This is a genomic window from Micromonospora chokoriensis (assembly GCF_000718555.1).
GTDB lineage: Bacteria > Actinomycetota > Actinomycetes > Mycobacteriales > Micromonosporaceae > Micromonospora > Micromonospora chokoriensis_B.
In genome coordinates this window covers 105,104-131,501 of the sequence record NZ_JOAN01000013.1, presented here as the reverse complement: position 1 = coordinate 131,501, position 26,398 = coordinate 105,104, and the positions used below count along the sequence as shown (strand labels likewise).

Below are 26,398 nucleotides of genomic sequence, written 5' to 3'. Positions count from 1 at the left end.
GAAATCCCACGGCCCGCCGGGGGCCGACGAGCGACGGGGGTACGCCCCACCCAGATCGGCGGGACGTACCCCCTGATGACGACCGGACGATCAGGCCTTCGGCGCGAGGCTGAAGTCGATGATCTGCTCGGGGGTGATGTTCTGCTTCAGCGCGCCAGCGCCCTGCAGGATGGCGATGCTCTTGGCGACCCGGCCGCTGTCCAGGGTGCCGATCGCGGTGCCGGTGTTGCCGGAACGCACGTACGCGGCCATCAGCTCGAGCTCGGCGGCGGCGGCGACCGGGTTGGCGGTGTCGACGTTCTTCTTCAGGATCTCGCCGGCCTCCTTGGGGTTGGCCAGGCTGTACTCCAGACCCTTGAGCAGCGCCGCGGTGAACTTCTTCACCATCTCGGGCTTCTCCTTGGCGATCTTCGAGGAGGTGATCAGCACGTTGCCGTAGAGGTCCTGCATCACGTTGCTGTACGGCAGCATGACGGCCTTCTTCTTGGCCACCGCCTCGATCGTCGGCTGGCCGACGACGAACTGACCGATGCCGTCCACCGAGCCGGAACCCAGCATGCCGATCAGCGCCTGCGCCTCACCGTTGACCCAGGTCACCTTGCTCGCGTCGACACCGGCGAGCCGGGCGTACGTCGGGAACAGGTTGCGGACCACGGAGCCGGGAGTGTCGGCGAGCTTCTTGCCCTCCAGGTCCTTCGGCGAGCTGATGTTCTTGCCCTCGACGGTGGCGATGCCCGCCATGGTGCGCTGCTGGATCGCGGCCACCGCGGTGAAGTCCTTCGCCTGGCCGTTGCCGAGCTGGAGCAGGCCGCCGGTGAGGTCGATCGGGCCGAAGTGGGCCTGGCCGCCGACGATGGTCGAGATCACGCCGCCGGTGCCCTGACCGGGCTTGATCTCGACCTCGAAGCCGGCCTCCTTGAAGTAGCCCTTCTCCCTGGCCACGTAGGCGTAGGAGTCACGGCCGAACGTGCCGAACGAGGTGAGGTAGGTCACCTTCTCCAGCTTGCCGTCGCCGCCCTTGGCTTCGGTCGAATCCGACCCGCTGCTGCAGGCGGAGACGAGGGCGAGGGCGGTGGCCAGCGCGGCCGTAGCGACCGTACGGGTCAGCCTTCTCATCAGTGCACCATGTCCTTTCCGACCGGAGGCGGCAGGCCACCGGAGGGGGTTGTCGTGACGGGCCGACTGGAGGGGTCGAAGCCGGCTCCGCCGTAGTGAAGGGACTCTTCGCGGGCACAGCGTACGAGAAACCCACAGTTGCGACGCCAGGCGTATCGGGTTGCGGAACGGAAACAACCTGACGACCACCCCGGTCGGCGCGATACACCAACGGGCCCGCTAGCCTTTGTCGGGTTCCTGACCGTCCACTCAGCGGAGGTACGCCGGAGATGATCCGACTGGCCGGGGTGTCCCGTACCTTCGAGGGCCGTTCCGGCCGGGTAGAGGCGCTGCGTGGCATCAACCTCGACGTGGCCGAGGGCGAGTTCGTCGCCATCCTCGGCCGCTCCGGCTGCGGCAAGTCCACACTGCTGCGACTGATCGCCGGGCTGCTCCCGCTGACCGCCGGCGAGATCACCGTCGCCGGCACGCCGATCACCCGTCCCCGCCAGGACATCGCCATGCTTTTCCAGAAGCCGGCACTGCTGCCCTGGCGCACCGTGCTGGACAACGTCCTGCTGCCCGTGGAGATCTTCGGCTGGGGCCGTGCCAAGCACCGGGAGCGGGCCCGGCAACTGCTCGACGTGGCCGGGTTGGCCGGCTTCGAGAAGCGGCTGCCGCACGAACTCTCCGGCGGCATGCAGCAACGGGTGTCGCTGTGCCGGTCGTTGATCGGTGAGCCCCGCGTGATGCTGATGGACGAGCCGTTCTCCGCGCTGGACGCGCTCACCCGCGAGGAGCTCTCCGGCGAACTCCAGCGGGTGCACATGGAGAACAAGCCAACAATCGTCTTCGTCACCCACTCGATCGACGAGGCGGTGCTGCTCGCCGACCGGGTGGTCGTGCTGAGCCCCCGCCCCGGCCGGATCCGCAAGGTCGTCGAGGTGGCCATCCCCCGGCCCCGCACCCTCGGCCGCAACGCCCACCTGGCCGACGTGGCCCGGGTCAGCGCCGACCTGCACGAACTACTGATGGAACGCGAGCAGCCGGCCACTGCCGGCGCGAAAGGACACTGACCATGCGGGTGTCGGTCTTCACCGAGCCGAACCGTGGCGCCAGCTACGACACCCAGCTCCGGTTCGCCCGGCTGGTCGAGGCCTGTGGCTACGAGGGTTTCCTCCGCGCCGACCACTACCAGTCGATGGGCGCCGACCCGGGCCTGCCCGGCCCGACGGACGCCTGGCTGACCCTCGCCGCGCTGGCCCGGGAAACCGAGCGGATCCGGCTCGGCACCCTGGTGACGTCGGCCACGTTCCGCCTGCCCGGTCCCCTCGCGGTGATGGTCGCGCAGGTCGACCAGATGAGCGGAGGCCGAGTCGACCTCGGCATCGGCGCCGGCTGGTACGAGCGCGAGCACACCTCGTACGGCATCCCGTTCCCGGCCGTCGGCGAACGCTTCGACCGGCTGGCCGAGCAGCTTGAAGTGATCACCGGGTTGTGGGGAACCCCGTCCGGCGAGACCTACACCTTCAAGGGCGAGCACTACCAGCTGGTGGACGCGCCGGCCCTGCCCAAGCCGGTCCAGGTGCCCGGGCCGCCGATCATCGTGGGCGGTCGCGGCCCCAAGCGCACCCCCGAGCTGGCCGCCCGATACGCCGACGAGTTCAACATGCCGTTCAAGTCCGTGGCGGCCACCGCCGCGGCGTACGACCGGGTGCTCGATGCGTGCGAGCGCACCGGGCGGACGGAGTCCGGGCGTGACCCGCTGGTGCTCTCCGCCGGGATCGTCGTCGCCATCGGCCGGACCGACGCGGAGGCCCAGCGTCGGGCCGCGCCGCTGCACGAGAAGAGCGCGCTGCCGCCGGAGGACCCGGTGGTCGGCTCCCCCGCGCAGCTCGCGCAACGGATCAGCGAGTTCGCCGCGATCGGCACCACGCGGGTCCACCTACGCCTGATCGACTTCAATGATCTCGACCACCTTGAGCTGATCGCCGCCGAGGTGCTGCCCCAACTGGACGGAGCACGATGACCGACGTGATCGACGGAACCGAACTCGGTCCGGTGGGCCAGGAGATCGTGTACGAGAACGACCGGGTCCGGGTGTGGCACATCCGCCTCGAACCGGGCGAGCGGCAACCGCTGCACCGGCACGACCACCCCTACCTGGTGGTGGCGATCGAGGGCGCTAAGAACGTCGTACAGACCGTCGACGGCACCCGGATCGACGCCGACGAGCCCACCGGCGGAGTGGTCTACCGGGACCCGGGCGCCGTACACATGCTCACCAATGTCGGGGATACGACTTACCTGGCCCGGCTGGTCGAACTCAAGTAGACCCGCCGATCGCCACCGGCGTGCCGCGCGGCGCGCCGGTGGCGGTCCGGTGTACCGGGTGCGTAACGTGCCCGACATGGCCTTTCGGACCTGGGGCAGACTGCTGCTCACGGCGCTCGGGGTGAGCGTGCTGGCCGGAGCCGGCCAGCTCGGCGTCGCGTACGGTTTCGGCATCGTTCGCCTGACCGGCGCCTTCACCGGTACGACCGTCAACCAGTGGCCAGCCCAGCTCGTCTGGGTGGGCTGGTTCGCCGCGAACGCCGCCGTCGCCGGCGCTGTCCTGACCGGACGCCTCGCTCACCGCGACGCCCCGGCGGCGAGCACCGGCCGACAGTTGGCGATCGGTGGCGCGGCGGCGCTCGGTGCCACAGTCATCGCCCCGCTCTGCATGCAGCCCGCCCGCGCCGCGGAGCTGATCTCCGTCGACCCGGTCTGGGCGGTCGGCATCTGCGCCGTGGTCGGTGCGGTGATCGGGGCGGGCGCCGCGATCGCCGTCCTGCTCCGGCCCGAGTTGGGCTGGAACATGGCAGCCGTGGCCGGCGTGGTCTGGCTGCTGGCGCTGATCTCCGTCCTACCGTCGCTCGGCACGGTCGGCCCCCTGCCGACCGTCCGGCTCGGCGTACTGGAGCCAAGCTGGCTCAACGACGCCGCCGCACAGCGGCTGGCGCTGCTCCTGCTGCCCACGGTGGCGCTGCTGGCCGGCGCGGCGACCGCCGGGCTGGCTCGCTGGCGGGGCCAGAATCCGCTGGTCAGCGGGGCCACCGGGGTGGCCGGTCCGGTGCTCGTGGCGTTCGCCTACCTGACCGCTGGCCCGGGTGACGCGGTGGACCGCTACCAGGCCGCCCCCTACTACGGCTCCTTGATGGCAATCCTCGCCGGGGCGCTCGGCGCGGCCGCCGCCGCGCTGCTGCGCTGGCCGACGGGCCTCCGCTCCGGCGATCCGCGGGCAATCGAGCCCTCCGCCATCCTGGGCCCGCTGCCCGCCGGCCCGGCCCTGCCGCAAACCGCGTCGACGATCCCGGTGAACGACCCGGACACCGCCGAGCGCACCGACGCCGCGCCGGCTACCGACGCGACGGCCGGTGGCGTCGTTGCGGGCCCGTGGGCAGCCGGCAGCCCCGATGCGGTACGCACCGTCCCGGCCCACTGGGACTGGCCCGAGACCACCGCGAGCGGCCAGCACGGTCCAACTCCCGCCGCGCCGGCGACGCCCGCGGCCTGGCTGACCGCTCCGACCGGTGAGTTCACCGCCGCAGGGCAGACGCCGTCGGCAAGCCTGGACGATGCCCCGGCCACTACCGACACCACCCCGACTGGACGCGCCGACGCCGCGACCCCGACGGGTGACCGGGCGGTCGACGAGCCGACCGGCACGCAGACCGGTGGGCGCAGCACTCCTCAGGAGACCGCCGGCCCCAGCACGGACACGACGAGCAACTCGGACGCGACCACCGCCGCCAGCAGCGCCCCGACGGGCACGGGCAGCACGACGGACAAGACGGTTGCGGCGACCAGCGCGAGCCCGGCCGACCCCGGCACGGCCGATGCGCCGTCGACGCTCAAGCCGCGACGGAGCCGTAAGCCGAAGGCCACCCCGGACACCACGGCGTCCACCTCGGCCGACTACACATCCCCCGCCGACCCGGCAACCACCGCCACGGCAGCCAGCGACCCGGCAGCCAACGACCCGGCAGCCAACGCCACGACGGCCACCGCCGCGACGGTCGCCAGCGAGACAGCAACCACCGCGACGGCTACCGGCCAGACCGCTGTCGGCCGCACGGCGAAGGGCTCGCGGGCCGGTAGTTCCGCCGACAGCGCCGGCTCCGACGCGGCCACCGACACTCAGGTGCCCAGCCAGCAGAGCGTCAGCGCCGAGGCAACCTCCGGTACGGCAGCAGCCGGCGCGAAGCGCACACCGGCCACCCCGTCGGCTGGCTCGAAGCCAGCGTCGGCCACCAGCGCCAGCCGCGCTGGTGGCGCGAAAGCCACCGGTGCGGCCGGCACGGGCAGCAAGGCAGCATTGCCCGACGCGACCTCCCCGATCAGCGATTCTGCGATCGACGAAGCGCGTAACACCGACAGCGCACGGCCCGCAGCCGAGGACGTACCCACCGCTGGGTTGTTCGGGGCCAGCACCCCCAGCCCGGACGCGGACCTGTGGACGCCCGCGCCGTCGGCCTGGCCGGTCACCCCGACCTGGACGGTGCCACCACAGGCATCCGAGCCGGCGGCAACGACCTCGGAGACGCCGGACGGGTCAGCCGAGTCGACCGGGCAGACGCCCAGGTCCCGGCATCGGGCACCGTTGCCGGATCTGAGCCGGGTGGGCACCTGGAATGCGTTCGACACCTCTCGACGTGCGCTGTCGAAGGGCTCGCAGGACAGCTCGACGGCACCGACCACGACGAGCGAGTCGACAACCCAGGTCGAACGCCCCGGCTCAACCGAGTCTGCGGGCCCGGTTGGCGCACCATCCGGTAGCGCCAGCGACGCAACCAGCACCGGCGACGCAACCAGCGGCACCGGCGACTCGGGGCAGACCGACGGCGCGCCGATGCCCCCGAAGGTGGCCGAGCAGCCCTCCCGGCGAGGGCGGCTCGGTGGGCTGTTCCGGCGCAACCGGTCCCGGGCCGAGGAAGAGAGCCCGAAGGCGTCGGACGTGACGGAGCCGCTGGCGACCCAGGACGAGGAGTTCGTCGACTGGGTCGCCGGTCTGAGCAAGCCGGTGTCGGACAACGAGCCAGAGCAGGAGAACGGCCGCCGGTCGCTGCGCTCCTCCGGTCGACACCACCGCGACTGAGGTCATGAGGAGCACAGACGCACCGACCGGCCCCGCTTGATTCACTCGGGTTCATGGATACCGGGCTAACCCACCCGCCGGGACCCCCCGACATCCATGAACCCGAGTCGATCATCGTCCGGCACCAGCGGGCTTGAGGACGGCCGCCTGCGGGCAGGTCAGGCGAGCGGCAGGTAGACCCGGCCGCCGCCGGAGACGAACTCCTCCGACTTGTCCTTCATGCCGCGCGCCGCGTACTCCTTGAGCTCTTGGGTGATCTTCATGGAGCAGAACTTCGGGCCGCACATCGAGCAGAAGTGCGCGGTCTTCGCCGGCTCGGCGGGCAGGGTCGCGTCGTGGTACGAGCGTGCCGTCTCCGGGTCCAGCGAGAGGTTGAACTGATCCTCCCAGCGGAACTCGAACCGCGCCTTCGACAGTGCGTCGTCCCAGGCCTGCGCGCCGGGGTGCCCCTTGGCCAGGTCCGCGGCGTGCGCCGCGATCTTGTACGCGATCACGCCCGCCTTCACGTCGTCCCGGTCCGGCAGGCCGAGGTGCTCCTTCGGCGTGACGTAGCAGAGCATCGCGGTGCCGAACATGCCGATCATCGCGGCGCCGATGGCCGAGGTGATGTGGTCGTACGCAGGCGCGATGTCGGTGGTCAGCGGGCCGAGCGTGTAGAAGGGCGCCTCGTGGCACCACTCCTGCTGAAGGTCGACGTTCTCCTTGATCTTGTGCATCGGTACGTGGCCGGGGCCCTCGATCATCACCTGGACGTCGTACTCCCAGGCGACCTTTGTCAGCTCACCGAGGGTGCGCAGCTCGGCGAACTGCGCCGCGTCGTTGGCGTCCGCGATCGAACCGGGACGCAGCCCGTCGCCGAGGGAGAACGTCACGTCGTAGCGCGCGAGCAGCGCGCACAGCTCCTCGAAGTTGGTGTAGAGGAAGTTCTCCTCGTGATGCGCCAGGCACCACGCCGCCATGATCGAACCGCCCCGGGACACGATCCCGGTCACCCGGTCCACGGCCAACGGCACGTACGGCAGGAGCACCCCGGCGTGCACCGTCATGTAGTCGACGCCCTGCTCGGCCTGCTCGATCACGGTCTCCCGGAACACCTCCCAGCTCAACTTCACCGGGTCGCCGCCGACCTTCTCCAACGCCTGATAGATCGGCACCGTCCCGATCGGCACCGGGGAGTTGCGCACGATCGCCTCGCGGGTCTCGTGGATCCGCTTGCCCGTGGACAGGTCCATCACGGTGTCCGCACCCCAGCGGGTGGCCCAGGTCAGCTTCTCCACCTCCTCGGCGACCGACGAGCTGACCGCCGAGGTGCCGATGTTGGCGTTCACCTTGACCAGGAACGCCTTACCGATGATCGCCGGTTCGCACTCCGGGTGGTTCACGTTGAGCGGGAGCACCGCCCGGCCGGCGGCGATCTCGGCCCGGACCAGCTCCGGGTCGACGTTCTCCCGGATCGCCACGAACTCCATCTCCGGCGTCACCACACCGGCCCGCGCGTACGCGAGCTGGGTGGGTCGGCGACCGTCCACCCCGACCAGCGGCGTGCCCGCACCCCGGGCCGGTGCCACGTCACCCCGCTCGGCGATCCACGGCCCGCGCAGCGGCGGCAGCCCCACCTCCGGGTCCGAACCGGGACCGGACGTGTCGTAGAGCCGCACCGGCGGATGGTCCCCGGTCAGCTCCACCTCGGCGAACGGCACCCGGATATCCGGCCGCGAACCCTCTACGTACACCTTGCCTCGTGCGTGCATGACAGCCTCCCTGGAATTCAAGCGGACCAGCCGAAGTGGTTCAGCGGCCCACGTCCCGCGCCCAACTCCCAGCTCCGCGCGCCGGTCAGCGCACGGAGCACGTACTCCTTTGCGGCCCCCACCGCGACCGGCACCGGGTCGCCCAGACCGAGCCGCACCGCGATCGCCGCCGAGAACGAACACCCGGTGCCGTGGGTGTGTCGGGTCGTCACCCGAGGCGCCCGCAGCAGGGTGGTGACGCCGTCCCCGTGCAGCACGTCGACCGCCTCACCCCCATCCAGGTCGCCGCCGGTGACCACCACGAACTCCGGGCCGCCGGCCACCAGCGCCTCGGCGGCCACGACCATCGCGGCCACGTCGTCCACCGGGCGTCCGGTGATCGCCGCGGCCTCCGCGCAGTTCGGGGTGGCAACCCTGGCGTACGGCAGCAGCCGCTCCACCGCACCCACCACGCCCAACCGGTGACCACTCGTGGCGACCAGCACCGGGTCCACGACGAGCTGAGGCAGCCGGCCATCCCGTGCCGCCTCGGCCACCACGTCCGCGATCGCCGGGGTGCCGAGCATCCCCGTCTTCACCGCGCAGACGGTGAAATCGGTGAGCACGCTGTCCAACTGCTCGGTGACCGTGCGCGGGGGCAGCGGCAGGACGGCGTCGACACCCCTGGTGTTCTGCGCGGTGACCGCCGTGAGGACGCTGGTGCCGTACGTGCCCAGCGCGGCGAAGACCTTGAGGTCGGCCTGGATGCCTGCGCCGCCACCGGAGTCAGAGCCGGCGATGGTGAGGATGGTGTGGGGGGTCACTTCTCCTCCTCGGTCGTTGCGGTTGGGGGCTGCGGCCGACCGTTGCTGGTTGCGGTTGGGGGCTGCGGCCGACCGTGCCCACTCCGGGCGGTCAGGCTTGATCCCTGCGTGGGCACGGTCGGCCGCAGCCCCTCTCGTGGGGACCCGGTGCCTCCGTGCCGGGTTTGGGTCAGCAGAGGGGTGACCGCCTCTACATAGGCGCTGGTCAGGGTGGCGGCTGTTTCGGTGGGGTCTTCTGCTCGCATGAGCGCGCCGAGCACTGCCACTCCGACGGCTCCCGCCTCGACGCAGGCGGTTACCTGGTCTGGGGTTTCCACTCCGCCTAGCGCCAGCAGCGGCACGGCGCTGGACTCGACCAGCTTTCGCAGGCCGTCCGGTCCTAGGGGTGGGCCGTAACCCGGTTTTGTCTTCGTGGGCCAGACCGGGGAGATGGTGGCGTAGTGCTCGGTGGTCAGGCGGTTCAGCTCTGGTTGGTGGTGGCAGGAGCGGCCGACCAGGCCGTGCGTTGGTGGCGGGTACGGGCCGGCGGCGGGCAGGTGCACGGCGTCGCCGCCGAGCGGGTCGGGGCCGGCCACGATGAGGGTGCCGCCGACGTCGGCGAGGATCGCGCGCAGGTCGACGGCGAGGGCGGCGCGTTCGGCGCGGGGCAGGTCCTTTTCCCGCAGCACCACCCAGCGCACTCCCCCAGCCACAACTCCCGCGACAACCAGCTCAAGCCGACCGCGAGCGACCAGCCGATCGGTAAGAACAACAACCCCCGACGGGATCTTGGAAGAAATAGGCCCCTCCAGGGGCAGATTGCTTCCAAGATCTGCGGGCGGCACCAACCCGGTCACAGGTCGGGTCTTCCCTCGTCGGGGGTGGAGGCGAGGGCGTGGAAGCGGCGGGCGATCCGGCCCGCGCCGGCGGCCAAGCGCCCGGCCTCGACCGCGTACCGCATCGCGGTGGCCATCGCCACCGGGTCCGCCGCCCGGGTGACCGCGCTCGCCAGCAGCACCCCGTCACAGCCCAGCTCCATCGCCAGGGCCGCGTCCGACGCGGTGCCGATGCCGGCGTCGAGGATCACCGGCACGTCCACGCCCTGCCGGATGAGTCGAATGTGGTGCGGGTTGCCGATGCCGAGCCCCGAACCGATCGGGGAGCCAGCCGGCATCACCGCGGCGCAGCCCACGTCGGCGAGGCGGCGGGCGAGCACCGGGTCGTCGCTGGTGTAGGGCAGCACGGTGAAGCCGTCGGCGACCAGCTCCTCGGCGGCGCGCAGCAGCTCCACCCCGTCGGGCAGGAGCGTCCGCTCGTCGCCGATCACCTCCAGTTTGATCCAGTCGGTGTCGAACGCGTCCCGGGCCAGCCGGGCCACCTTCACCGCCTCGGTCGCGGTGTGGCAGCCGGCGGTGTTCGGCAGCAGGCGTACGCCGCACCGGTCCAGCAACTCCAGGAGCCCACCGGCGGAGCCCGGCGCGGTGCCCACCCGGCGCAGCGCCAGGGTGACCAGCTCAGTTCCGGACGCCCGGATCGCCTGCTCCAACACGTGCAGGTTCGCGGCACCGCCGGTGCCGAGGATCAGCCGTGAGGTGAACGTCTCCCCACCCAGCTCGAACGACACGCCGCTCACCCGCCCTGGGCCGCGGTGAGGACCTCGACCCGGTCACCGTCGCGCAGCGCCTGGGCCGGCCAGCCGGCCCGGGGCACCACCTCACCGTTGACCGCGACCGCCACCCCACGTGGGTGCGGCACGATGTCACGGACCAGGTCCGCGACCGACGCGCCAGCGGCGACGCTGCGCCCGGTCCCGTTCACCGTCAACTCCACCGGTCCCCCTCCATCGTCGGTTCAGGTCCGCCAAGCGCGGCCACCGCGGCAGCGCCGAAGCGGTCGGCGCGAAACGGCGTGAGCAGCGGGTCGGGTAGCCCACCGAGCACCAGATCGGTGATCAGATCGGCGGTGATCGGGGTGAGCACGATGCCGTGCCGGTGATGCCCGGTGGCGGCCAGGACGTCTGGTCGGCCGGGCAGTGGCCCGAGGATCGGCGCGTTGTCCGGGGTGCCCGGACGCAGCCCGGCGACCGCCTCGACCAGGTCGTACTCGGCCAGCTCGGGCAGCAGGTCGATCCCGGCGCGCAGCAGGCGCTGCACGGCACCGGCGGTGACCGTGGTGTCCGACCGCTCCTCGACCGTCGCGCCGAGCACGACCTCGCCGTCGGCGCGGGGCACCAGGTAGACAGACTCGCCGTCGGCGTACCCCCGGATCACGTGCCGGAAGCCCGGCGCGACGCCGTCGGGCGCGCGGAGCCGGAGGATCTGGCCCTTCACCGGCCGCACCGGCAGGCCGGTGAGCGCGGCGGCCCCGCAGCCGGCGGCGACCACGGTGACGCGTGCGTCCACCTCGGACAGGTGCCGGACCGGCTGCGGCACGAGCACCGCGCCGGCCCGCTGCGCGGCCGTGCGCAGCGCCGGCACCAGCAGCCGGGGGTCGACCTGGTGGTCGGTGGTCGCGAGCGCTCCGCCGCGCACCCGCGGGGCGAGCGCCGGTTCGCGGTCGCGCAGCTCGCTGGGGCGCAACGGCGTCACGGGCAGACCCAACCCCTGTTGGTACGCCCACAGCCGACGCGCCTCGGCCAGGTCGTCGCCGGTCAGCCCGACCATCAGAGTGCCCTCGCCCCGGTAGCCGATCTCGGCGCCGGTCGTCTCGGTCAGCTCGGCGGCGAACGCCGGCCAGCGGGCGGCGGATGCGAGCAGCAACTCGGTCAGCTGCCGCTCACCGAAGTACGCCTCGGCGACCGGGGAGAGCATTCCGGCGGCGACCGCCGACGCCCCCGAGCCGGGCGCTGGATCGTGCACCTCCACCCGCAGCCCACGGCCGGCGCAGCGCCAGGCGATCGCGAGCCCGATCGGCCCCGCCCCCACCACCGCGACGTCCGGCCGGACCCGGTCGCTCGATGGCGGTGACGGGACCCGGCCGGTCAGCACGTCAGGGCCTCGATCAGCTCTGCGGTGGCCCGTGCCGGGTCGGCGGCGGCGCAGACGGCACCGACCACCGCCACCCCGTACGCCCCGGCGGCCCGCAGCGCCGGCACCCGGGCGGCGGTCACGCCACCGATCGCGATGACCGGGACGTCGACGGCGTCGACGACGGCGCGTACCCCGGCGGGCCCGATGGGATCCGGCAGGCCGGTCTTGGTGCTTGTGGTGTGGCACGGCCCGACGCCGAGATAGCTGGCTCCCGCCGCGACGGCCTCGGCCGCCGTGCCCGGCGCACGGGCGGTGGCGCCCAGCACTCCGGTGGGGCCGAGCACCCGGCGGGCGGCGGCGACCGGCAGGTCCTCGGCGCCGACGTGACCACCGGCGGCGCCCACCGCCAGCGCTACGTGCAACCGGTCGTTGACCAGGCAGGTCGCCTCATACGAGGTGCAGAGCGCCAGCACCTGCCGGGCCAGGTCGTACGCCTCGCGGTCGGTGGCGGAATCCTCGACCCGGACCTGCACCACCAGGTCGGCGCGGGCCACGGTGAGGGCGGCCCGGACCACGGCGAGCGGGTCGCGCCCGGGTCGGGTGTCGGTGATGAGATGCAATCGCCCTAGGGACGGCACGGCAACTCTCCTCCCTGCGCCGGCATTACCCGGATCAGGTTCAACGGTCGGGGGCTGTCAGCCCCCCTCTCAGCCCGGTACACCGGGCTCCCGTGGGTTACTTGCGTGTCACCGTACGACAGAACCGCCGGCCTGCCAAGGCGCGGGGGCGGCGGCGGCCGGCGGGCCGCGCCTTGCCAGAACGAGGAAGATCCATGGGGCACTTCATGCGGTCCTGTTCGGAATGTCGCCCCCCGTTGCAGAACCGTTACCCGCTCGCATCTTGCCCGACATCGAGCCAGCCGAATTAATTTGTTCAGCGATTCGACAAAATGTCGGTGGGGGCACCCTGGCACGGTGTGACCACCGACTCCATCAGGGACGGCCTTCGGCGAGCCGACTCCCGCGAGCCATGTCACTACGACACAGGAGGCGGCGTGTCCCGTTCTCGTCGTGCCCGCGTACCCATCACCGCAACCCTAATTTCCCTGGCCATGGCCTCGACCACCCTGTTCGGCACGCCCGCCCAGGCGGCCGCCCAGGTCCCCCCACGGGATGCGAAAGCCGCAGCCCCGGTCAGCCAGGTGGTGCCGAAGGCGCCAAAGGCCGCAGCCGATCCCTTCTCCGTCCTCGTCTTCTCCAAGACCGCCGGCTTCCGGCACGACTCCATCCCCACCGGCATCGCCGCCATCCAACAACTCGGTGCCGCCAACGGATTCACCGTGGACAACTCCGAGGACGGCGCCGCATTCAACGACGCCAACCTGGCGAAGTACAAGGCGGTGATCTGGCTCTCCACCACCGGTGACGTGCTCAACGCCGAGCAGCAGGCGGCGTTCGAGCGCTACGTGAAGGCCGGCGGCGGTTACGTCGGCATCCACGCCGCGTCGGACACCGAGTACAGCTGGGCCTGGTACGGCGACCTGGTCGGCGCGTACTTCGCCAACCACCCGCAGAACCAGCAGGCCACGGTCAAGGTGGAGGACCACGCCCACCCGTCCACGGCCGGGCTGCCGGACCGCTGGTCCCGCTTCGACGAGTGGTACAACTTCCAGACCAACCCCCGGCCGGACGTGCACGTGCTGGCCAGCCTGGACGAGAAGAGCTACACCCCAGGCGCGGGTGCGATGGGCGCCGACCACCCGACCTCCTGGTGTCAGGACTTCGACGGTGGCCGCTCCTGGTACACCGGAGGCGGGCACACCCGGGAGTCGTACGCCGAGCCCGGCTTCCTCTCTCACCTGCTCGGCGGCATCCGCACCGCGGCAGGTGTGGAGAACGCCGACTGCGGCGCCTCGAAGACCTCGAACTTCGAGAAGGTCACGCTGGACAGCAACACCAGCAACCCGATGGAGCTGGACGTCGCCCCCGACGGGCGGGTCTTCTACATCGAGCGCGACGGACGCGTGCAGATCGTCAAGCCGGACACCGGCAACACCGTCACCGCCGTCGACCTGGACGTCTTCAGCGGCAACGAGGACGGCCTCATCGGCATCCGGCTCGACCCGGACTTCGCCACCAACAAGTGGGTGTACCTGTACTACGCCCCGAACGACGGGGTCACCCGCAACCTGCTGTCCCGCTTCACGGTGACCGGCGACACCATCAGCCTGGCCAGCGAGAAGCAGGTGCTGCGGGTCGACACCCAGCGCAACACCTGCTGCCACGCTGGCGGCAGCATGACCTTCGACGGTGACGGCAACCTCTACCTGGCCACCGGTGACAACACCAACCCGTTCGAGTCGAACTCGTACGCGCCGATCGACGAGCGGTCGGGTCGCCAGGACTACGACGCGCAGCGCAGCTCCGGCAACACGAACGACCTGCGCGGCAAGGTGATCCGGATCCACCCGGAGGACGACGGGACGTACACCGTTCCGGCGGGCAACCTCTTCGCCCCGGGCACCGAGAAGACCCGTCCCGAGATCTACGCGATGGGCTTCCGCAACCCGTTCCGGATCGGCACCGACCCGAAGACCAACACGCTGTACGTCGCGGACTACGGACCGGACGCCAACTCGGACAACCCGAACCGGGGCCCCCGCGGTCTGGTCGAGTGGAACGTCGTCACCCCGGGCAACTACGGCTGGCCGTACTGCACCGGGACGAACGAGGCGTACAACGACTACACGTTCCCGTCCGGCCCGAGCGGCGCGAAGTTCGACTGCGCGGCGCCGGTGAACAACTCGCCAAACAACACCGGCCTGACCAACCTTCCGCCGGTGGTCCCGGCGACCGTCGACTACGGGTACGCCGGTGACGCGCGCTACCCGGAGATCGGCGGCGGTGGCGCCCCGATGGGCGGCCCGGTCTACCGGTACGACGCCGATCTCAACTCCAGCCGCAAGTGGCCGGCGTACTACGACGGCAAGGCTCTGCTCGGCGAGTGGAACCAGAACAAGATGTACACCATGCAGATGACCCCCGACGGCAAGTCGTTGGTGGACATCAACCAGCTGCTCACCGGCATGAGCATGATCCGGCCGATGGACTTCGAGTTCGGCCCGGACGGCGCGCTGTACCTGATCGAGTGGGGCAGCGGCTTCGGCGGCAACAACGACAACTCCGGCATCTACCGGATCGACTACACCGCCGGTGACCGCGCGCCGATCGCGGCGGCCTCCGCCAACCCGACCTCGGGTCCGGCGCCGTTGACCGTCACCTTCTCCAGCGCCGGCTCCCGGGACCCGGACGGTGGCACGCTCACCTACGCCTGGACCTTCGGCGACGGGCAGACCTCGACCGAGGCCAACCCGACCCACACGTACGCGGCGGCGGGCAGCTTCACCGCCCAGCTCACCGTCACCAACCCCAAGGGTCGTACCGCGGTGGCCAACGTACCGGTCACCGTGGGCAACACCGCGCCGACGGTGAACATCGAGTTCCCCCCGGACGGCGGCTTCTTCAACTGGGGTGACCAGGTCCGCTACACGATCAAGGTGACCGACCCGGAGGACGGGCAGATCGACTGCTCCCGGGTGCAGCTTCAGGTGCTGCTCGGTCACGACGAGCACGCCCACCCGCTGGAGCAGCACACCGGCTGCACCGGCACCGTCCAGACGTCGCTCGCCTCCGGGCACGGCGCCGAGGCGAACGTCTTCACGGTCTTCGAGGCCACCTACACCGACAAGGGCGGCGCCGGTGGTTCCGGCCCGCTGACCGGCCGGCAGATCGAGGTCCTCCAGCCGAAGCAGAAGCAGGCCGAGTACTTCACCGCCACCGGGCGTGCCCCGGTGAGCACCGGCGGCGGCGACGCCGGCGTGCAGCGGGAGACCGGCGCCGACAGCGCCGGCGGTGGTCAGAACATCGCGTTCATCGAGGACGGCGACTGGTGGTCGGTGGCCCCGGCGGACCTGACCAACATCACCGAGATCCGGTTCCGGGCCGCCTCGGCCGCCGCTGGCGGTCGGATCGAGGTCCGCGCGGGTGCGGTTGACGGACCGGTGGTCGCCACGGCCACCGTGCCGGCGACCGGCGCGTGGCAGACGTACACGGACGTGAGCGCACCGGTCACCGGCGCGGCGAGCGGCTCGCTGTACTTCCTGGCTCGCGATCCGAACGGCGGAACGGGTTCGCTGTTCAACGTCAACTGGATGGACTTCGTCGGCCGCGGTGTCACCGAGAACGGGCCGCCGGTGGTCAGCGCCACGGCTACCCCGGCCACCGGCACCGCACCGGTCACCGTCGCCTTCGACGGCACGGCCACCGACGCCGAGGGCGACACCCCGCTGACGTACGCCTGGGACTTCGGTGACGGCGGCACGGCGACCACCCTGGACGCCAGCCACACCTACACCAGCCCGGGCACCTTCACGGCCACCCTCACGGTGACCGACAGCAAGGGCGCCAAGTCGTACGCCACGGTGCCGGTGAAGGTCGACGCGCCGGACACGTCCTGCTTCGGGGCGCGTTCGGACGACTTCAACGGCAACAGCCTCGACAAGGCCCGCTGGACCAGCGTGATCCGGGAGAACCAGCTCTACTCGCTCAGTGGCGGCGCGCTGCGGCTGCCCACCGGCGTGGGTGACCTCTACGGTTCCCGCAACGACGCCACCAACCTGGTGCTCCAGCCGGCGCCGACCGGCGCGTGGGAGATGACCACGAAGGTGACCCTCCCGGTGACTGCCAACTACCAGCAGGCCGGCCTGCTGGTGTACGGCGACGACGACAACTACGCCAAGCTGGACCTGCTCTACAACGGCAGTCGTCGGGTGGAGTTCATCCGGGAGACGGCGGCCACGCCTCGCAACGAGAGTGCCGACGCCACCGCCGCACCGGCGGGTGACACCGTGTACCTGCGGATCACCAGCGACGGGACGAACCTGACCGCGTCCGCCTCGGGCGACGGGCAGACCTTCACCCCGGTCGGCCGTTCGGCCGCGCTCGCCGGCATCACCAACCCGCGGATCGGTGTCTTCGCCCTCAACGGCGGCACCGAGGCTCCGGTCGTCAACGCGGCGTTCGACTCGTTCCAGGTGACTCCGGACGCTCCGGCTGGCCCGGTCGATCCGTCGGACGAGTTCAACGGTGACTCGCTGGACAAGTGCCGGTGGGACGCGATCCTGCGGGAGGACCCGGCCGGTTACCGGGTCACCGGCGGTGCGCTGCGCATCGACGTGCCCAACGGTGACATCTACGGCACCGACAACACCGGGCCGAAGAACTTCATCCTCCAGACCGCGCCGTCGGGCGACTGGACCCTGGAGACGAAGGTCGACGGCAGTCTGCTGAACGAGCAGTACCAGCAGGCCGGTCTGCTCGTGCAGGCCGACGACGACAACTACCTGAAGTTCGACTTCATCGCGGACAACCAGGCCGGCCAGGCGGTGACGCGGCGGATCGAGTTCCGCAGCGAGATCGCCGGGACGGTGCAGAACCCGCAGCCGGAGGCGGCCAGCCTGACCGCAGCCGTGTGGCACCTGCGACTGGCCCGCACGGGCGACACGTTCACCGCGTCGTACTCGGCCGACGGGACGACCTGGACCGCGTTGACGGCGCTTACCAACAGCGCGGTCGGGGCCACCCCGAAGGTCGGGCTCTTCACCCTCGGCGCCAACCAGACGGCGTCGAAGACCGCCTCGTTCGACTACTTCCGGCTCAGCACGAAGGTGGCCGACGAGACCGCTCCGGTGACCACGGCGTCGGTCTCCGGCACCCCGACCGAGGGGTGGCACACCGGGCCGGTGACGATCACGCTCACCGGTGCCGACGAGGCCGGCGGTAGCGGGCTCGCCAGCACGGAGTACCAGCTGGACGGGGCGACCACCTGGACGGCCTACACCGCTGCGGTGGCGGTCAGCGGGGACGGCGAGCACGAGCTTCGGTTCCGCTCGACGGACAAGGCCGGCAACGTGGAGGCGACGAAGACCGTCTCGGTCAAGATCGACGCCACCGCGCCGGTGACCTCGGCGACGTTCGCTGCGGCGAACGACGCCGGCTGGCACAACGGGACCATCCCGGTCGTGCTGACCTCGACCGACGCCGGTTCCGGCGTCAAGACGGTGGAGTGGTCGCTGGACGGTGGCGCGTGGACGCCGTACTCGACTCCGGTCGAGGTGACCGGCGACGGGCAGCACGAGCTGCTGTACCGCTCGACGGACAAGGCGGGCAACGTCGAGACGCTCAAGTCGGCGGTGGTGCGCATCGACGGCACCAAGCCGACGCTGCTGGTGTCCGGGCTCGCCGACGGCCAGCTCTACGGCGACAGCCAGGACGTCCGAGTGTCCTGGCAGGCCGTCGACCCGACCTCGGGCATCGCCACCGTGGTCGGCCAGCTCGACGGCCAGGCGTACGCCAGCGGCACTCTGCAGGCCATGTACGACCTGTCTCTCGGCCTGCACGAGCTGACCGTGACCGCGACCGACAAGGCGGGCAACAAGACCACCTCGACGGTCCGGTTCTTCGTCACCACCTCGTTCCGGGACATGCAGAGTCTGCTGGACCGGTTCAAGGCGACCGGGCGGCTCTCGACCAAGGCGCACAAGCAGTTGTCGAACAAGCTCGACGCTGTGCGTGCGTCCGAGGCGGCCGGCGACGACAAGGCGGCGGTCCGGCAGCTGACCGCGTTCCGGACGCTCGCCTCCGACGCCACGCTGGTGCCCGAGGCGGAGGTCCGGGACGTGCTGATCCGGGACGCCGACGCCATGATCGTTCGGCTCGGCGGCGCGGCCAGCAAGGCCGGGGTCAAGGCGAACGACGGCGAGACGGTCAAGGGCACCGGGCGGCTCGGTGGCGATGCCACCCGGCTGGCACCCGGTCGCCAGCTCTGATCCGACGAGGTCCCTCCCCGGCGCTGCGGCGTCGGGGAGGGACCTCCCTCATCGGTAGTGGGGAGATGTCCGTGACGGGTATCCGCAAGGTGTTGGCCGCCGTGTTCGTCGGACTGGCCCTGGCCCTGTTCGCCGCTGCCCCGGCGGCGGCTCAGGCGGCTCAGGCCGCCCCGGCGGCTCAGGCCGACAAGCTCAAACTCGCGGTGGCTGGCGACGGGGCTCAGGGCGTCACCATCCAGGCCAGCTACGCCGATGGCCGCCGGCTGGAGCAGGTGGTGCGGCTGGTCCTCACCGGCACCGGCCCGGACGGGCAGCGAATCGGGCCGGTGCAGCTGGAACCGCAGCCCGAGGGCCACGGCTTCTACAGCAGCGGCCCGGTGCTCTCCACCGGCACGTGGAAGGTGACGGTGAAGTCCCCCGCTCCGCTGCAGAGCGAGGCCACCGCCACGGTGCAGGCGAAGGCGGCACAGTCACCGCCGGCGCCCGAGCCGGTCGCGGTGACCAAGCGAGCGGACGACGGGGCGGGTGCCGGCTGGTGGCCGTTCGCGGCGGCCGGTCTCGTGCTCGTCGCCGCGGCGATGGGGGTGGCCATGCTGTTCGGCCGCCGCCGCGCCACCTGACCAAGCAGCATCCAACAACCCGGGCCGGGCCGCGACGAGCGGCCCGGCCCGGTGTCGTTCGGCTCAGAGGATGGCGCGCAGCGCCACCAGGTCCTCGTCGCTGGGCTCCCAGGTCCCGGCTGCGGCGTTGGCACGCACCTGCTCAGCAGTGGTGGCACCGGCGATCACCGAGGTCACCGCCGGCTGGGCGGCCAGCCCGCCGATCGCCACCTGGAGCATGGTCAGACCCCGCTCGGCCGCGTACGCCTCGATCGCCTCGATGGTGTCCCAGTCGGCTGCGGCGAGCCGCTCTGCGTACCGGCCGCCACCGGAGAGTCGGCTGCCGGCCGGCGGCTGACCCTCGCGCTTGTACTTGCCGGTGAGCAGACCGTTGGCGAGCGGGAAGAACGGCAGCATGCCGAGGCCGAACCGCTCACACGCCGGGATCACCTCGGCCTCCACCGAGCGTTCCACCAGGCTGTAGTGGTTCTGCGCGCTGATGAAGCGGGACCGGCCGTTGGACGAGGCGACCCAGTCCGCGTCGGCGATCTGCCAGCCGGCGAAGTTGGAGTTGCCCAGGTAGCGCACCTTGCCGTCGCGGACCAGGTCGTCCAGGGCGGCGAGGGTCTCGTCGATCGGGGTGCCCGGGTCGGGCTCGTGCATCTGGTACAGGTCGATGTGGTCGGTGCCGAGCCGGCGCAGCGACGCCTCCACCGCGCGGGCGATGTAGCGCCGCGCACCGCGCGCGCCGTAGTCGGGCCCGTTGAGGCCGTTCATGTCCATGCCGAACTTGGTGGCCACCACCACGTCGTCCCGGCGTCCCTTGAGCGCCTGCCCGAGCAGCTCCTCGGAGCTGCCCTGCGGCTCGCCGTAGATGTCGGCGGTGTCGAAGAGGGTGATCCCGGCGTCCAGGGCGGCGTCCACCACCGCCCGGGTGCCGTCGAGGTCGAGCTTGCGGCCGAAGTTGTTGCAGCCGATGCCGACCACGGACACCACGAGCCCGGAGTCGCCCAGCCGGCGATAGGTCATCTGAGTCACGAGATCCACCCTATGCCGGCCGGACGCACCGTCGGCCGGGGACCGATCACCCGACGTCCCAGACCGGTTGCGGGGTCTCCACCACCTCGTTGTCGCCGCGGAACAGCACGAACCTGTCGAAGGAGCGGGTGAACCAGCGGTCGTGGGTCACCGCGATCACCGTCCCCTCGAAGGCGTTCAGGCCCGTTTCGAGCGCTTCCGCGCTGGCCAGGTCGAGGTTGTCGGTGGGCTCGTCGAGCAGCAGCAGGGTCGCCCCGGACAGCTCCAGCAGCAGCACCAGGAACCGGGCTTGCTGCCCGCCGGAGAGCGTGCCGAAGCGCTGGTCGCCCTGCGCGGCCAACTCGTATCGACTGAGCACCCCCATCGCCGCGTGTCGATCCATCCCGGTGCGGTGCTCGTCACCGCGCCAGAGGATCTCGACAAGCGTCTTCGACATCAGCTCCGGCCGGTCGTGGGTCTGGGAGAAGTGCCCGGGGCGGACCCGGGCGCCGAGGCGGGCCATGCCGTCGTGCGCCACCGGCGCGAGCGCTCCCGCCCCATCGACCGGCCCGTTCGCCGGGTCGGGGTCGGTGCCGCCGCGGGCCAGCAACCGCAGGAAGTGCGACTTGCCGGTGCCGTTGGCACCGAGCACCGCCACCCGATCGCCGTACCAGATCTCCAGGTCGAAGGGGAAGGTCAGGCCGTCGAGCTCCAGCTGCTCGCAGATGACCGCGCGCTTGCCGGTCCGCCCGCCGGCCAGCCGCATCCGGATGTCCTGGTCCTTCGGGGGTACGGGCGGCGGCCCGGCCTCCTCGAACTTGCGTAGCCGGGTCTGCGCGGCCTGGTAGCGCGAGGCCAACCCGTCGTTGTACGCGGCCTTCTGCTTGTACATCAGCACCAGGTCACGCAGCTTCTGGTGCTCCTCGTCCCAACGTCGGCGCAGCTCGTCGAGGCGGGCGTGCCGGGCCACCCGCGCCTCGTACCAGCTGGCGAAGCCGCCCGGGTGCACCCAGGCGCTGCCGCCCTCGACGGCGACCACCCGGTCGGCGCTCTGGGCCAGCAACTCACGGTCGTGCGAGACGTAGAGCACCGACTTCGTCGACTCGCGCAGTCGTGCCTCCAGCCAGCGTTTGCCGGGCACGTCGAGGAAGTTGTCCGGTTCGTCGAGCAGCAGCACCTCGTCCGGGCCGCGCAGCAGCAACTCCAGGGCGAAGCGCTTCTGCTGACCGCCGGAGAGGGTACGCACCGGCCGGTCCCGTACGGCGTCCCACGGTTGACCGAGCACGATTGTCGCGACGGTGTCGAAGAGCACCTCGGCGTCGTACCCGCCGGCTTCGCCCCAGGCGCCGAGCGCATCGGCGTACGCCAGCTGCGCCTTGCCCGCGGCGTTGCTGAACTTGCCGTGGGCCTCGGCCGCCCGCATGGCCGCCTCGGTCTCGCCGAGCCGCCGGCCGGCGTCGCGCAGCGCCGGCGGGGCCAGCGACAACGCCAGGTCGGCGAGGGTCGACTCGTCACCGATCATGCCGATGAACTGGCGCATCACGCCCAGCCCGCCGGCCCGCGCGACGACGCCGCTGCGCACCGGCAGGTCACCGGCGACCATCCTCAGCAGCGTCGTCTTTCCCGCGCCGTTCGGCCCGACCAGGGCGACCTTGCTGCCCTCCCCGACCCGGAACGACACGTCGGCGAAGAGCTCCCGACCGTCGGGGAGAATGTGCCCGACCGCTGCCACGTCCACGTATCCCACGCCGGGATCCTGCCCCAGCAACGGGCGGGGGGTACATCCAATTACCGGGTGACGCGCAGCACCCGGAAGCCCTTTTGGCTGGCGTACCGCTCGACCTGCCAGCTCTGCTCGGTGAGCCAGCGTTGCAGCGAGTCGCCGCCGAGGTGCCGGGCGATGACCAACCAGGCGACGCCATCCGGCGCGAGTCGGGGCAGCCAGTGCAGCAGTAGGTCGTGCAGCCCGTCCTTACCGATCCGGATGGGTGGGTTGGACCAGATTTGGGCGAAGCTGACGTCTGCGGGCACGTCGTCCGGCGCGTTGACCCGGACCCGGTCGCCAGCGCCGATCCGGGCCGCGTTGGCGGCGGTCAGCTCGCGAGCCCGGGCGTTGACGTCGACGGCCCAGATGGTGCTCGTGGGCGCAAGGTCGGCCAGCACGCACGTGATCGGCCCGAACCCGCAGCCGAGGTCGAGCAGATCGCCGCCGGTGTCCGCGGCGGGCAGCTCGGCCTTACGCAGCAGCACTGCGGTGCCCGGGTCGAGCCGGCTCGCGGAGAAGACCCCGCCGGCCGAGGCGAGGCGGTAGTCGCGGTCGGCGACGGAGAACTCGACCTCGCGCGCCGGGGCGTCGCTGGTGGGCTGAGCGGTGAAGTAGTGGTCGCCGGTCACCCGGCAATTCTTGCACCGGCCCCGGGCGGACCTGGCACGGCCCACGCGCGCATTTACCCGAAATTACCCCCTAAAGGGACAATGACTCCTACTCTGGGCGACATGGTGTATCGGTACCAGTCCGATGAGGACGCTTTCGAGGAGTACCCGGAGCCCGGGTCCGACCTGTCGGTGCTCGGCGCCGGTCCGCCCCCACCGGCCGGGCCCTCTCCGTCACGCTTCCCCACGCCGTCGCTGCCCCGGCCGAACCAGCTCTCGCTGCCATCGTCGCAGCCGCCGGCGACGCGAACAGGAATGTCGCAGCCGCCGGCGACGCGCCCAGAGACGTCGCACCCGCTGCCGACTCGTGCCGACATTCCACCCGCCCCACCGCGCAGCCAGATCTACACCTCGGCGACGCCGATGGAGCCGCCCGCCCGGCGCGGCGGCGGCCGCCTGTGGCAGGTGCTGATCGGCGGCGCAGCCGTCCTGGTGCTGCTCGCCCTCTGCGGCCTGGGTGCCGCCGCGCTGCTCAACGACCGCACCGAGCAGCCACAGAGCAACCCGACGTACCAGCCGAACGCCGCCCCGACGTCCGCCGCTCCGGAACGGCTGACCCTCGACTCCCGCGACACCGACCAGGCTCCGCTCACCGCCAAGGAGCTCTTCCCCAACAAGGAACTCAAGCTCACCGACGGCCAGCCGGGCTACCAGGTGCTCAAGACACAGTCCAGCGGCAGTTGCGCCGTGGCCGCCACCGACGAGGTCGCCGACCTGCTGGTCCGGCTCGGCTGCAACCAGGTCGTCCGGGCCACACTGAGTACGCCCGACGGCAACCACCTGGTCACCGCCGGGCTGTTCAACCTCACCGACAAGGTCAGCGCGGAACGAACCCGCGACCGGCTACGGCAACTGCTCGACGAGCGGCAGGGCCGCTTCCGCGGCCTGACCGCCAACGAAGGCGACGGCACCGACGTCCTGGCCAGCGCCCCGGCGCGGGTGGGCTGGCAGGTCCGTGGCCACTACCTGGCGTACGCGCTGGTGGTCCGCAAGGACGGCGCAGCGGTCAAGGCAGCCGACGCCAAGGTCCGCGAGATCCTGTTCGACATGATCGAGCTGCACCTCAGCCGGGGCGTGCTGCAGAACCGGGCCGACGGTGGCACCGCCGCACAGCCGACCGCGGCACCCAAGGGCAGCGGCGCGACCCAGGGCGGCACCGACGACGGCGACCTGCCGGGCAACTGACCCCCGGGGGGCCCTCAGCCCTCGATCGGAACCCGCAACCGGCGGGTGAGGGTGGCGCGGTGGGCGTACTCGGCCGGATCGGCCGGGTAGCCGACGGCGACCAGGGTCAGCCCATGCGCGGGGGCAACGGTCACCTCGCTGGACCGCTCCCGCTGGGTAAGCAGGGTGCCCGGCCACTCGACCGGGCGGCGGCCGTCGCCGGCCACCAGCATGGCCCCCACCAGGCTGCGCACCATCGCCTGACAGAACGCGTCGGCCTGCACGGTGGCGACCAGGATGCCGTCCGGGTCGCGACGCCAGTCCAGCCGGGTCACCTCGCGCAGCGTGGTCGCGTGCTCCTTGCGCCGGCAGTACGCGGCGAAGTCGTGCTCCCCCACCAGCCCGTTCGCGGCGGCATTAAGCGCGGCCAGGTCCAACGGCTTCGGCCAGGCCAGCACCTCGTGTCGGCGCAGCGGCTCCGCGCCGAAGGGCGCATCGGTGACCCGGTACTCGTAACGTCGGAAGGTGGCCGCGAACCGGGCGTCGAAGTCGGCTGGCACCTCGGTCATCGCCCGCACCCGCACGTCGGTGGGGAGCAGACGGGCCAGGCGACGCAGCAGCCGCCCCTCGTGCTCCTGCCACACCTCAACGGGCAGGTCCAGGTGGCACACCTGCCCAGTGGCGTGCACCCCCGCGTCGGTCCGCCCAGCCACCGTCAGCCCGGTGGCCGTACCGGCGCCGAGGACCAGGTCCAGGGTTTCGACGAGCACCCCCGCGACGGTGCGCCGAGTCGGCTGGGCAGCCCACCCGGAGAAGTCGGTGCCGTCGTAGGAGACGTCCAGCCGCAGCCGGATCCGCTCGTCCACCTCGTACCTCCTGTTACGGGTCGGGCCCGGCACCCCGATGGGGTGCCGGGCCCGACGTTGCCCTTGATCAGGCCTTGTTCTCGGTGGCCTCGTCGCTGTCCTCGCGGGCGGCGTCGGTGTCACCGGACGCCGACACCGGCGCCTCGGAGTCCTGGTCGACCGGAGCCGACTTCGGGGCCTCTTCGGCGGGGGCGAGCGCCTCGACCTTGTCCTGCTGCGCGGCCTTGCGGGCGGCGGTCTTCTTGTTCGCCTTCGGCTCGGCGACCTGAAGCTCCTCCACCAGCTCGATGATGGCCATCGGCGCGTTGTCACCCTTGCGCGGACCGGTCTTCACGATCCGGGTGTAACCGCCGGGGCGGTTGGAGTACCGGGGCGCGATCTGGTCGAACAGGGCGTAGACGACGTCCTTGTCCTTGACGACACCCAGCACCCGACGCCGCGAGGCGAGGTCACCGCGCTTGGCCTTGGTGATGAGCTGCTCGGCCAGCGGGCGCAGCCGCCGGGCCTTCGTCTCGGTGGTCTGGATCTTCCCGTGCTGGAACAGCGCGGTCGCCAGGTTGGCCAGCATCAGCCGCTCGTGCGAGGGGCTGCCGCCGAGGCGGGGGCCCTTGGTGGGCGTGGGCATTTTTGGTGCTCCTCAGTTGTGGCGGCAGCGCGGACTAGAGCTGCTCGGTCTCGCGGTAGTCATCGGTGTCGTAGTCAGCCTCGCCGAAGGTGTCCACGACGTGCGCCGGGTCGAAGTTCGGAGCCGAGTCCTTCAGCCCGAGACCCATCCCGGCGAGCTTCATCTTGACCTCGTCGATCGACTTCTGACCGAAGTTGCGAATGTCGAGGAGGTCGGCCTCGGTACGCCCGATGAGCTCACCAACGGAGTTGATGCCCTCGCGCTTGAGGCAGTTGTAGGAGCGGACGGTGAGGTCCAGCTCCTCGATCGGCAGTGCGAGGTCCGCCGCCAGCTGGGCGTCCTGCGGGGACGGCCCGATGTCGATACCCTCGGCGGTCTCGTCCAGCTCCCGGGCAAGCCCGAACAGCTCCACAAGCGTCGAACCGGCAGAGGCCAGCGCGGTACGCGGACCCATCGACGGCTTGGTCTCGACGTCGATGATCAGCCGGTCGAAGTCGGTGCGCTGCTCGACACGGGTCGCCTCGACACGGTAGGTCACCTTCAGCACCGGCGAGTAGATCGAGTCGACCGGGATCCGGCCGATCTCGGCGCCGGACTGCTTGTTCTGCGCCGCCGTCACGTAGCCCCGGCCCCGCTCGACGGTCAGCTCCATGTCGAGCCGGCCCTTGCCGTTCAGGGTGGCGAGCTTGAGATCCGGGTTGTGCACCGAGACGCCGGCCGGCGGCTGGATGTCGCCCGCGGTCACGTCGCCCGGGCCCTGCTTGCGCAGGTACATGCTGACCGGCTCGTCGTGCTCGGAGCTGACGCACAGCTCCTTGATGTTCATGACGAGCTCGACCACGTCCTCCTTGACACCGGGGATCGTGGTGAACTCGTGCAGCACACCGTCGATCTTGATCGAGGTGACGGCCGCGCCCGGGATCGACGACAGCAGCGTACGCCGCAGCGAGTTACCCAGGGTGTAGCCGAAGCCCGGCTCCAGCGGCTCGATGGCGAACCGCGACCGGGTCTCGTTGATCGACTCCTCGGAGAGGGAGGGTCGCTGGCTGATGAGCATCTTTTCTCTTCTCTTCC

General features: G+C 71.3%; 20 protein-coding genes, 1 pseudogene and 1 riboswitch. Of the genes and pseudogenes, 7 read left to right on the top strand and 14 right to left on the bottom strand.

The features are described 5' to 3' along the window. Positions 1-90 precede the first annotated feature (90 nt). Positions 91-1,116: an ABC transporter substrate-binding protein gene (locus IF46_RS0118630; protein ID WP_030489619.1), complete on the bottom strand. Its 1,026-nt coding sequence runs from the start codon at positions 1,114-1,116 to the stop codon at positions 91-93. 269 nt (positions 1,117-1,385) lie between these two features. On the opposite strand from IF46_RS0118630, the gene IF46_RS0118625 reads away from it, so the two are divergent. From IF46_RS0118625 to IF46_RS0118610, 4 genes are all read left to right on the top strand, one after another. Continuing rightward, the gene (locus IF46_RS0118625; protein WP_030489618.1) at positions 1,386-2,171 is read left to right on the top strand and encodes an ABC transporter ATP-binding protein; all 786 of its coding nucleotides are present in this window, start codon (positions 1,386-1,388) and stop codon (positions 2,169-2,171) included. Between the two features lie 2 nt (positions 2,172-2,173). Then, positions 2,174-3,124 carry an LLM class F420-dependent oxidoreductase gene (locus IF46_RS0118620; protein WP_030489617.1) on the top strand — a complete coding sequence of 317 codons (951 nt, stop codon included), beginning with the start codon at positions 2,174-2,176 and terminating at the stop codon, positions 3,122-3,124. Beyond that, a complete protein-coding gene (locus IF46_RS0118615) occupies positions 3,121-3,429 on the top strand; it encodes a cupin (protein ID WP_030329959.1) in 309 nt (102 codons plus the stop codon). The genes IF46_RS0118620 and IF46_RS0118615 overlap by 4 nt, the downstream gene beginning before the upstream one ends. A 76-nt stretch (positions 3,430-3,505) precedes the next feature. Further along, positions 3,506-6,232: a hypothetical protein gene (locus tag IF46_RS0118610; protein WP_030489616.1), complete on the top strand. Its 2,727-nt coding sequence runs from the start codon at positions 3,506-3,508 to the stop codon at positions 6,230-6,232. 158 nt (positions 6,233-6,390) lie between these two features. On the opposite strand, the gene thiC is transcribed toward IF46_RS0118610, so the two are convergent. The 7 genes and pseudogenes from thiC to thiE form a co-directional block, all read right to left on the bottom strand. Then, positions 6,391-7,983: a phosphomethylpyrimidine synthase ThiC gene (gene thiC, locus IF46_RS0118605; RefSeq protein ID WP_030489615.1), complete on the bottom strand. Its 1,593-nt coding sequence runs from the start codon at positions 7,981-7,983 to the stop codon at positions 6,391-6,393. Positions 7,984-8,000: 17 nt separating this feature from the next. Further along, a complete protein-coding gene (gene thiD, locus IF46_RS0118600) occupies positions 8,001-8,786 on the bottom strand; it encodes a bifunctional hydroxymethylpyrimidine kinase/phosphomethylpyrimidine kinase (protein ID WP_030489614.1) in 786 nt (261 codons plus the stop codon). A gap of 194 nt (positions 8,787-8,980) precedes the next feature. Then, positions 8,981-9,553: pseudogene (locus tag IF46_RS32615) on the bottom strand (thiamine phosphate synthase); the annotation flags it as partial. A gap of 65 nt (positions 9,554-9,618) precedes the next feature. Further along, positions 9,619-10,398, bottom strand: coding sequence for a thiazole synthase (locus IF46_RS0118590; RefSeq protein ID WP_030489612.1), 780 nt, complete (start codon positions 10,396-10,398; stop codon positions 9,619-9,621). Beyond that, complete coding sequence (gene thiS / locus IF46_RS0118585) at positions 10,395-10,595, bottom strand: sulfur carrier protein ThiS (protein ID WP_030489611.1); 201 nt, start codon at positions 10,593-10,595, stop codon at positions 10,395-10,397. The genes IF46_RS0118590 and thiS overlap by 4 nt, the downstream gene beginning before the upstream one ends. After that, complete coding sequence (thiO, locus tag IF46_RS0118580; RefSeq protein WP_157563158.1) at positions 10,586-11,749, bottom strand: glycine oxidase ThiO; 1,164 nt, start codon at positions 11,747-11,749, stop codon at positions 10,586-10,588. The genes thiS and thiO overlap by 10 nt, the downstream gene beginning before the upstream one ends. Further along, entirely contained in the window at positions 11,746-12,372 is a 627-nt protein-coding gene (thiE, locus tag IF46_RS0118575) for a thiamine phosphate synthase (protein WP_030489609.1), read from the bottom strand. The genes thiO and thiE overlap by 4 nt, the downstream gene beginning before the upstream one ends. Further along, positions 12,367-12,476, bottom strand: a riboswitch (TPP riboswitch). It overlaps the preceding gene by 6 nt. Before the next feature lie 369 nt (positions 12,477-12,845). Between thiE and IF46_RS0118570 the strand changes: the two genes are divergently transcribed. Together IF46_RS0118570 and IF46_RS0118565 are read left to right on the top strand one after the other, a co-directional pair. Continuing rightward, complete coding sequence (locus IF46_RS0118570) at positions 12,846-18,620, top strand: ThuA domain-containing protein (RefSeq protein WP_232234081.1); 5,775 nt, start codon at positions 12,846-12,848, stop codon at positions 18,618-18,620. A gap of 71 nt (positions 18,621-18,691) precedes the next feature. Beyond that, positions 18,692-19,240: a hypothetical protein gene (locus IF46_RS0118565; protein ID WP_030489607.1), complete on the top strand. Its 549-nt coding sequence runs from the start codon at positions 18,692-18,694 to the stop codon at positions 19,238-19,240. Positions 19,241-19,303: 63 nt separating this feature from the next. Here the strand turns inward: IF46_RS0118565 and IF46_RS0118560 are convergent, their stop codons facing one another. Genes IF46_RS0118560 through IF46_RS0118550 form a run of 3 tightly spaced genes read right to left on the bottom strand, consistent with a single transcriptional unit; the run spans position 19,304 to position 22,630 of the window. Continuing rightward, positions 19,304-20,266, bottom strand: a complete 963-nt coding sequence (locus tag IF46_RS0118560) for an aldo/keto reductase (RefSeq protein WP_030489606.1) — start codon at positions 20,264-20,266, stop codon at positions 19,304-19,306. 37 nt (positions 20,267-20,303) lie between these two features. Beyond that, entirely contained in the window at positions 20,304-21,983 is a 1,680-nt protein-coding gene (locus tag IF46_RS0118555) for an ABC-F family ATP-binding cassette domain-containing protein (protein ID WP_030489605.1), read from the bottom strand. Positions 21,984-22,024: 41 nt separating this feature from the next. Further along, entirely contained in the window at positions 22,025-22,630 is a 606-nt protein-coding gene (locus tag IF46_RS0118550) for a class I SAM-dependent methyltransferase (RefSeq protein WP_030489604.1), read from the bottom strand. A gap of 102 nt (positions 22,631-22,732) precedes the next feature. Here IF46_RS0118550 and IF46_RS0118545 point away from each other — a divergent pair, with 102 nt between their 5' ends. Continuing rightward, a complete protein-coding gene (locus IF46_RS0118545) occupies positions 22,733-23,854 on the top strand; it encodes a hypothetical protein (protein ID WP_036392487.1) in 1,122 nt (373 codons plus the stop codon). Positions 23,855-23,868: 14 nt separating this feature from the next. Here the strand turns inward: IF46_RS0118545 and truA are convergent, their stop codons facing one another. The 3 genes from truA to IF46_RS0118530 all read right to left on the bottom strand — a co-directional run bounded on the left by truA (position 23,869) and on the right by IF46_RS0118530 (position 26,381). Further along, complete coding sequence (gene truA / locus IF46_RS0118540; RefSeq protein ID WP_030489602.1) at positions 23,869-24,699, bottom strand: tRNA pseudouridine(38-40) synthase TruA; 831 nt, start codon at positions 24,697-24,699, stop codon at positions 23,869-23,871. A 67-nt stretch (positions 24,700-24,766) separates the two neighbouring features. Beyond that, positions 24,767-25,324, bottom strand: a complete 558-nt coding sequence (rplQ, locus tag IF46_RS0118535; RefSeq protein WP_030489601.1) for a 50S ribosomal protein L17 — start codon at positions 25,322-25,324, stop codon at positions 24,767-24,769. 34 nt (positions 25,325-25,358) lie between these two features. Beyond that, the gene (locus IF46_RS0118530; RefSeq protein WP_007465227.1) at positions 25,359-26,381 is read right to left on the bottom strand and encodes a DNA-directed RNA polymerase subunit alpha; all 1,023 of its coding nucleotides are present in this window, start codon (positions 26,379-26,381) and stop codon (positions 25,359-25,361) included. Positions 26,382-26,398 lie beyond the last annotated feature (17 nt).

What these genes read in the sequence shown, in the direction of transcription:
- IF46_RS0118630 (WP_030489619.1), bottom strand. Translation starts at nt 1,116, where the DNA reads ATGAGAAGGCTGACCCGTACGGTCGCTACGGCCGCGCTGGCCACCGCC.
- IF46_RS0118625 (WP_030489618.1), top strand. Translation starts at nt 1,386, where the DNA reads ATGATCCGACTGGCCGGGGTGTCCCGTACCTTCGAGGGCCGTTCCGGC.
- IF46_RS0118620 (WP_030489617.1), top strand. Translation starts at nt 2,174, where the DNA reads ATGCGGGTGTCGGTCTTCACCGAGCCGAACCGTGGCGCCAGCTACGAC.
- IF46_RS0118615 (WP_030329959.1), top strand. Translation starts at nt 3,121, where the DNA reads ATGACCGACGTGATCGACGGAACCGAACTCGGTCCGGTGGGCCAGGAG.
- IF46_RS0118610 (WP_030489616.1), top strand. Translation starts at nt 3,506, where the DNA reads ATGGCCTTTCGGACCTGGGGCAGACTGCTGCTCACGGCGCTCGGGGTG.
- thiC (WP_030489615.1), bottom strand. Translation starts at nt 7,983, where the DNA reads ATGCACGCACGAGGCAAGGTGTACGTAGAGGGTTCGCGGCCGGATATC.
- IF46_RS0118570 (WP_232234081.1), top strand. Translation starts at nt 12,846, where the DNA reads ATGGCCTCGACCACCCTGTTCGGCACGCCCGCCCAGGCGGCCGCCCAG.
- IF46_RS0118545 (WP_036392487.1), top strand. Translation starts at nt 22,733, where the DNA reads ATGGTGTATCGGTACCAGTCCGATGAGGACGCTTTCGAGGAGTACCCG.
- rplQ (WP_030489601.1), bottom strand. Translation starts at nt 25,324, where the DNA reads ATGCCCACGCCCACCAAGGGCCCCCGCCTCGGCGGCAGCCCCTCGCAC.
- IF46_RS0118530 (WP_007465227.1), bottom strand. Translation starts at nt 26,381, where the DNA reads ATGCTCATCAGCCAGCGACCCTCCCTCTCCGAGGAGTCGATCAACGAG.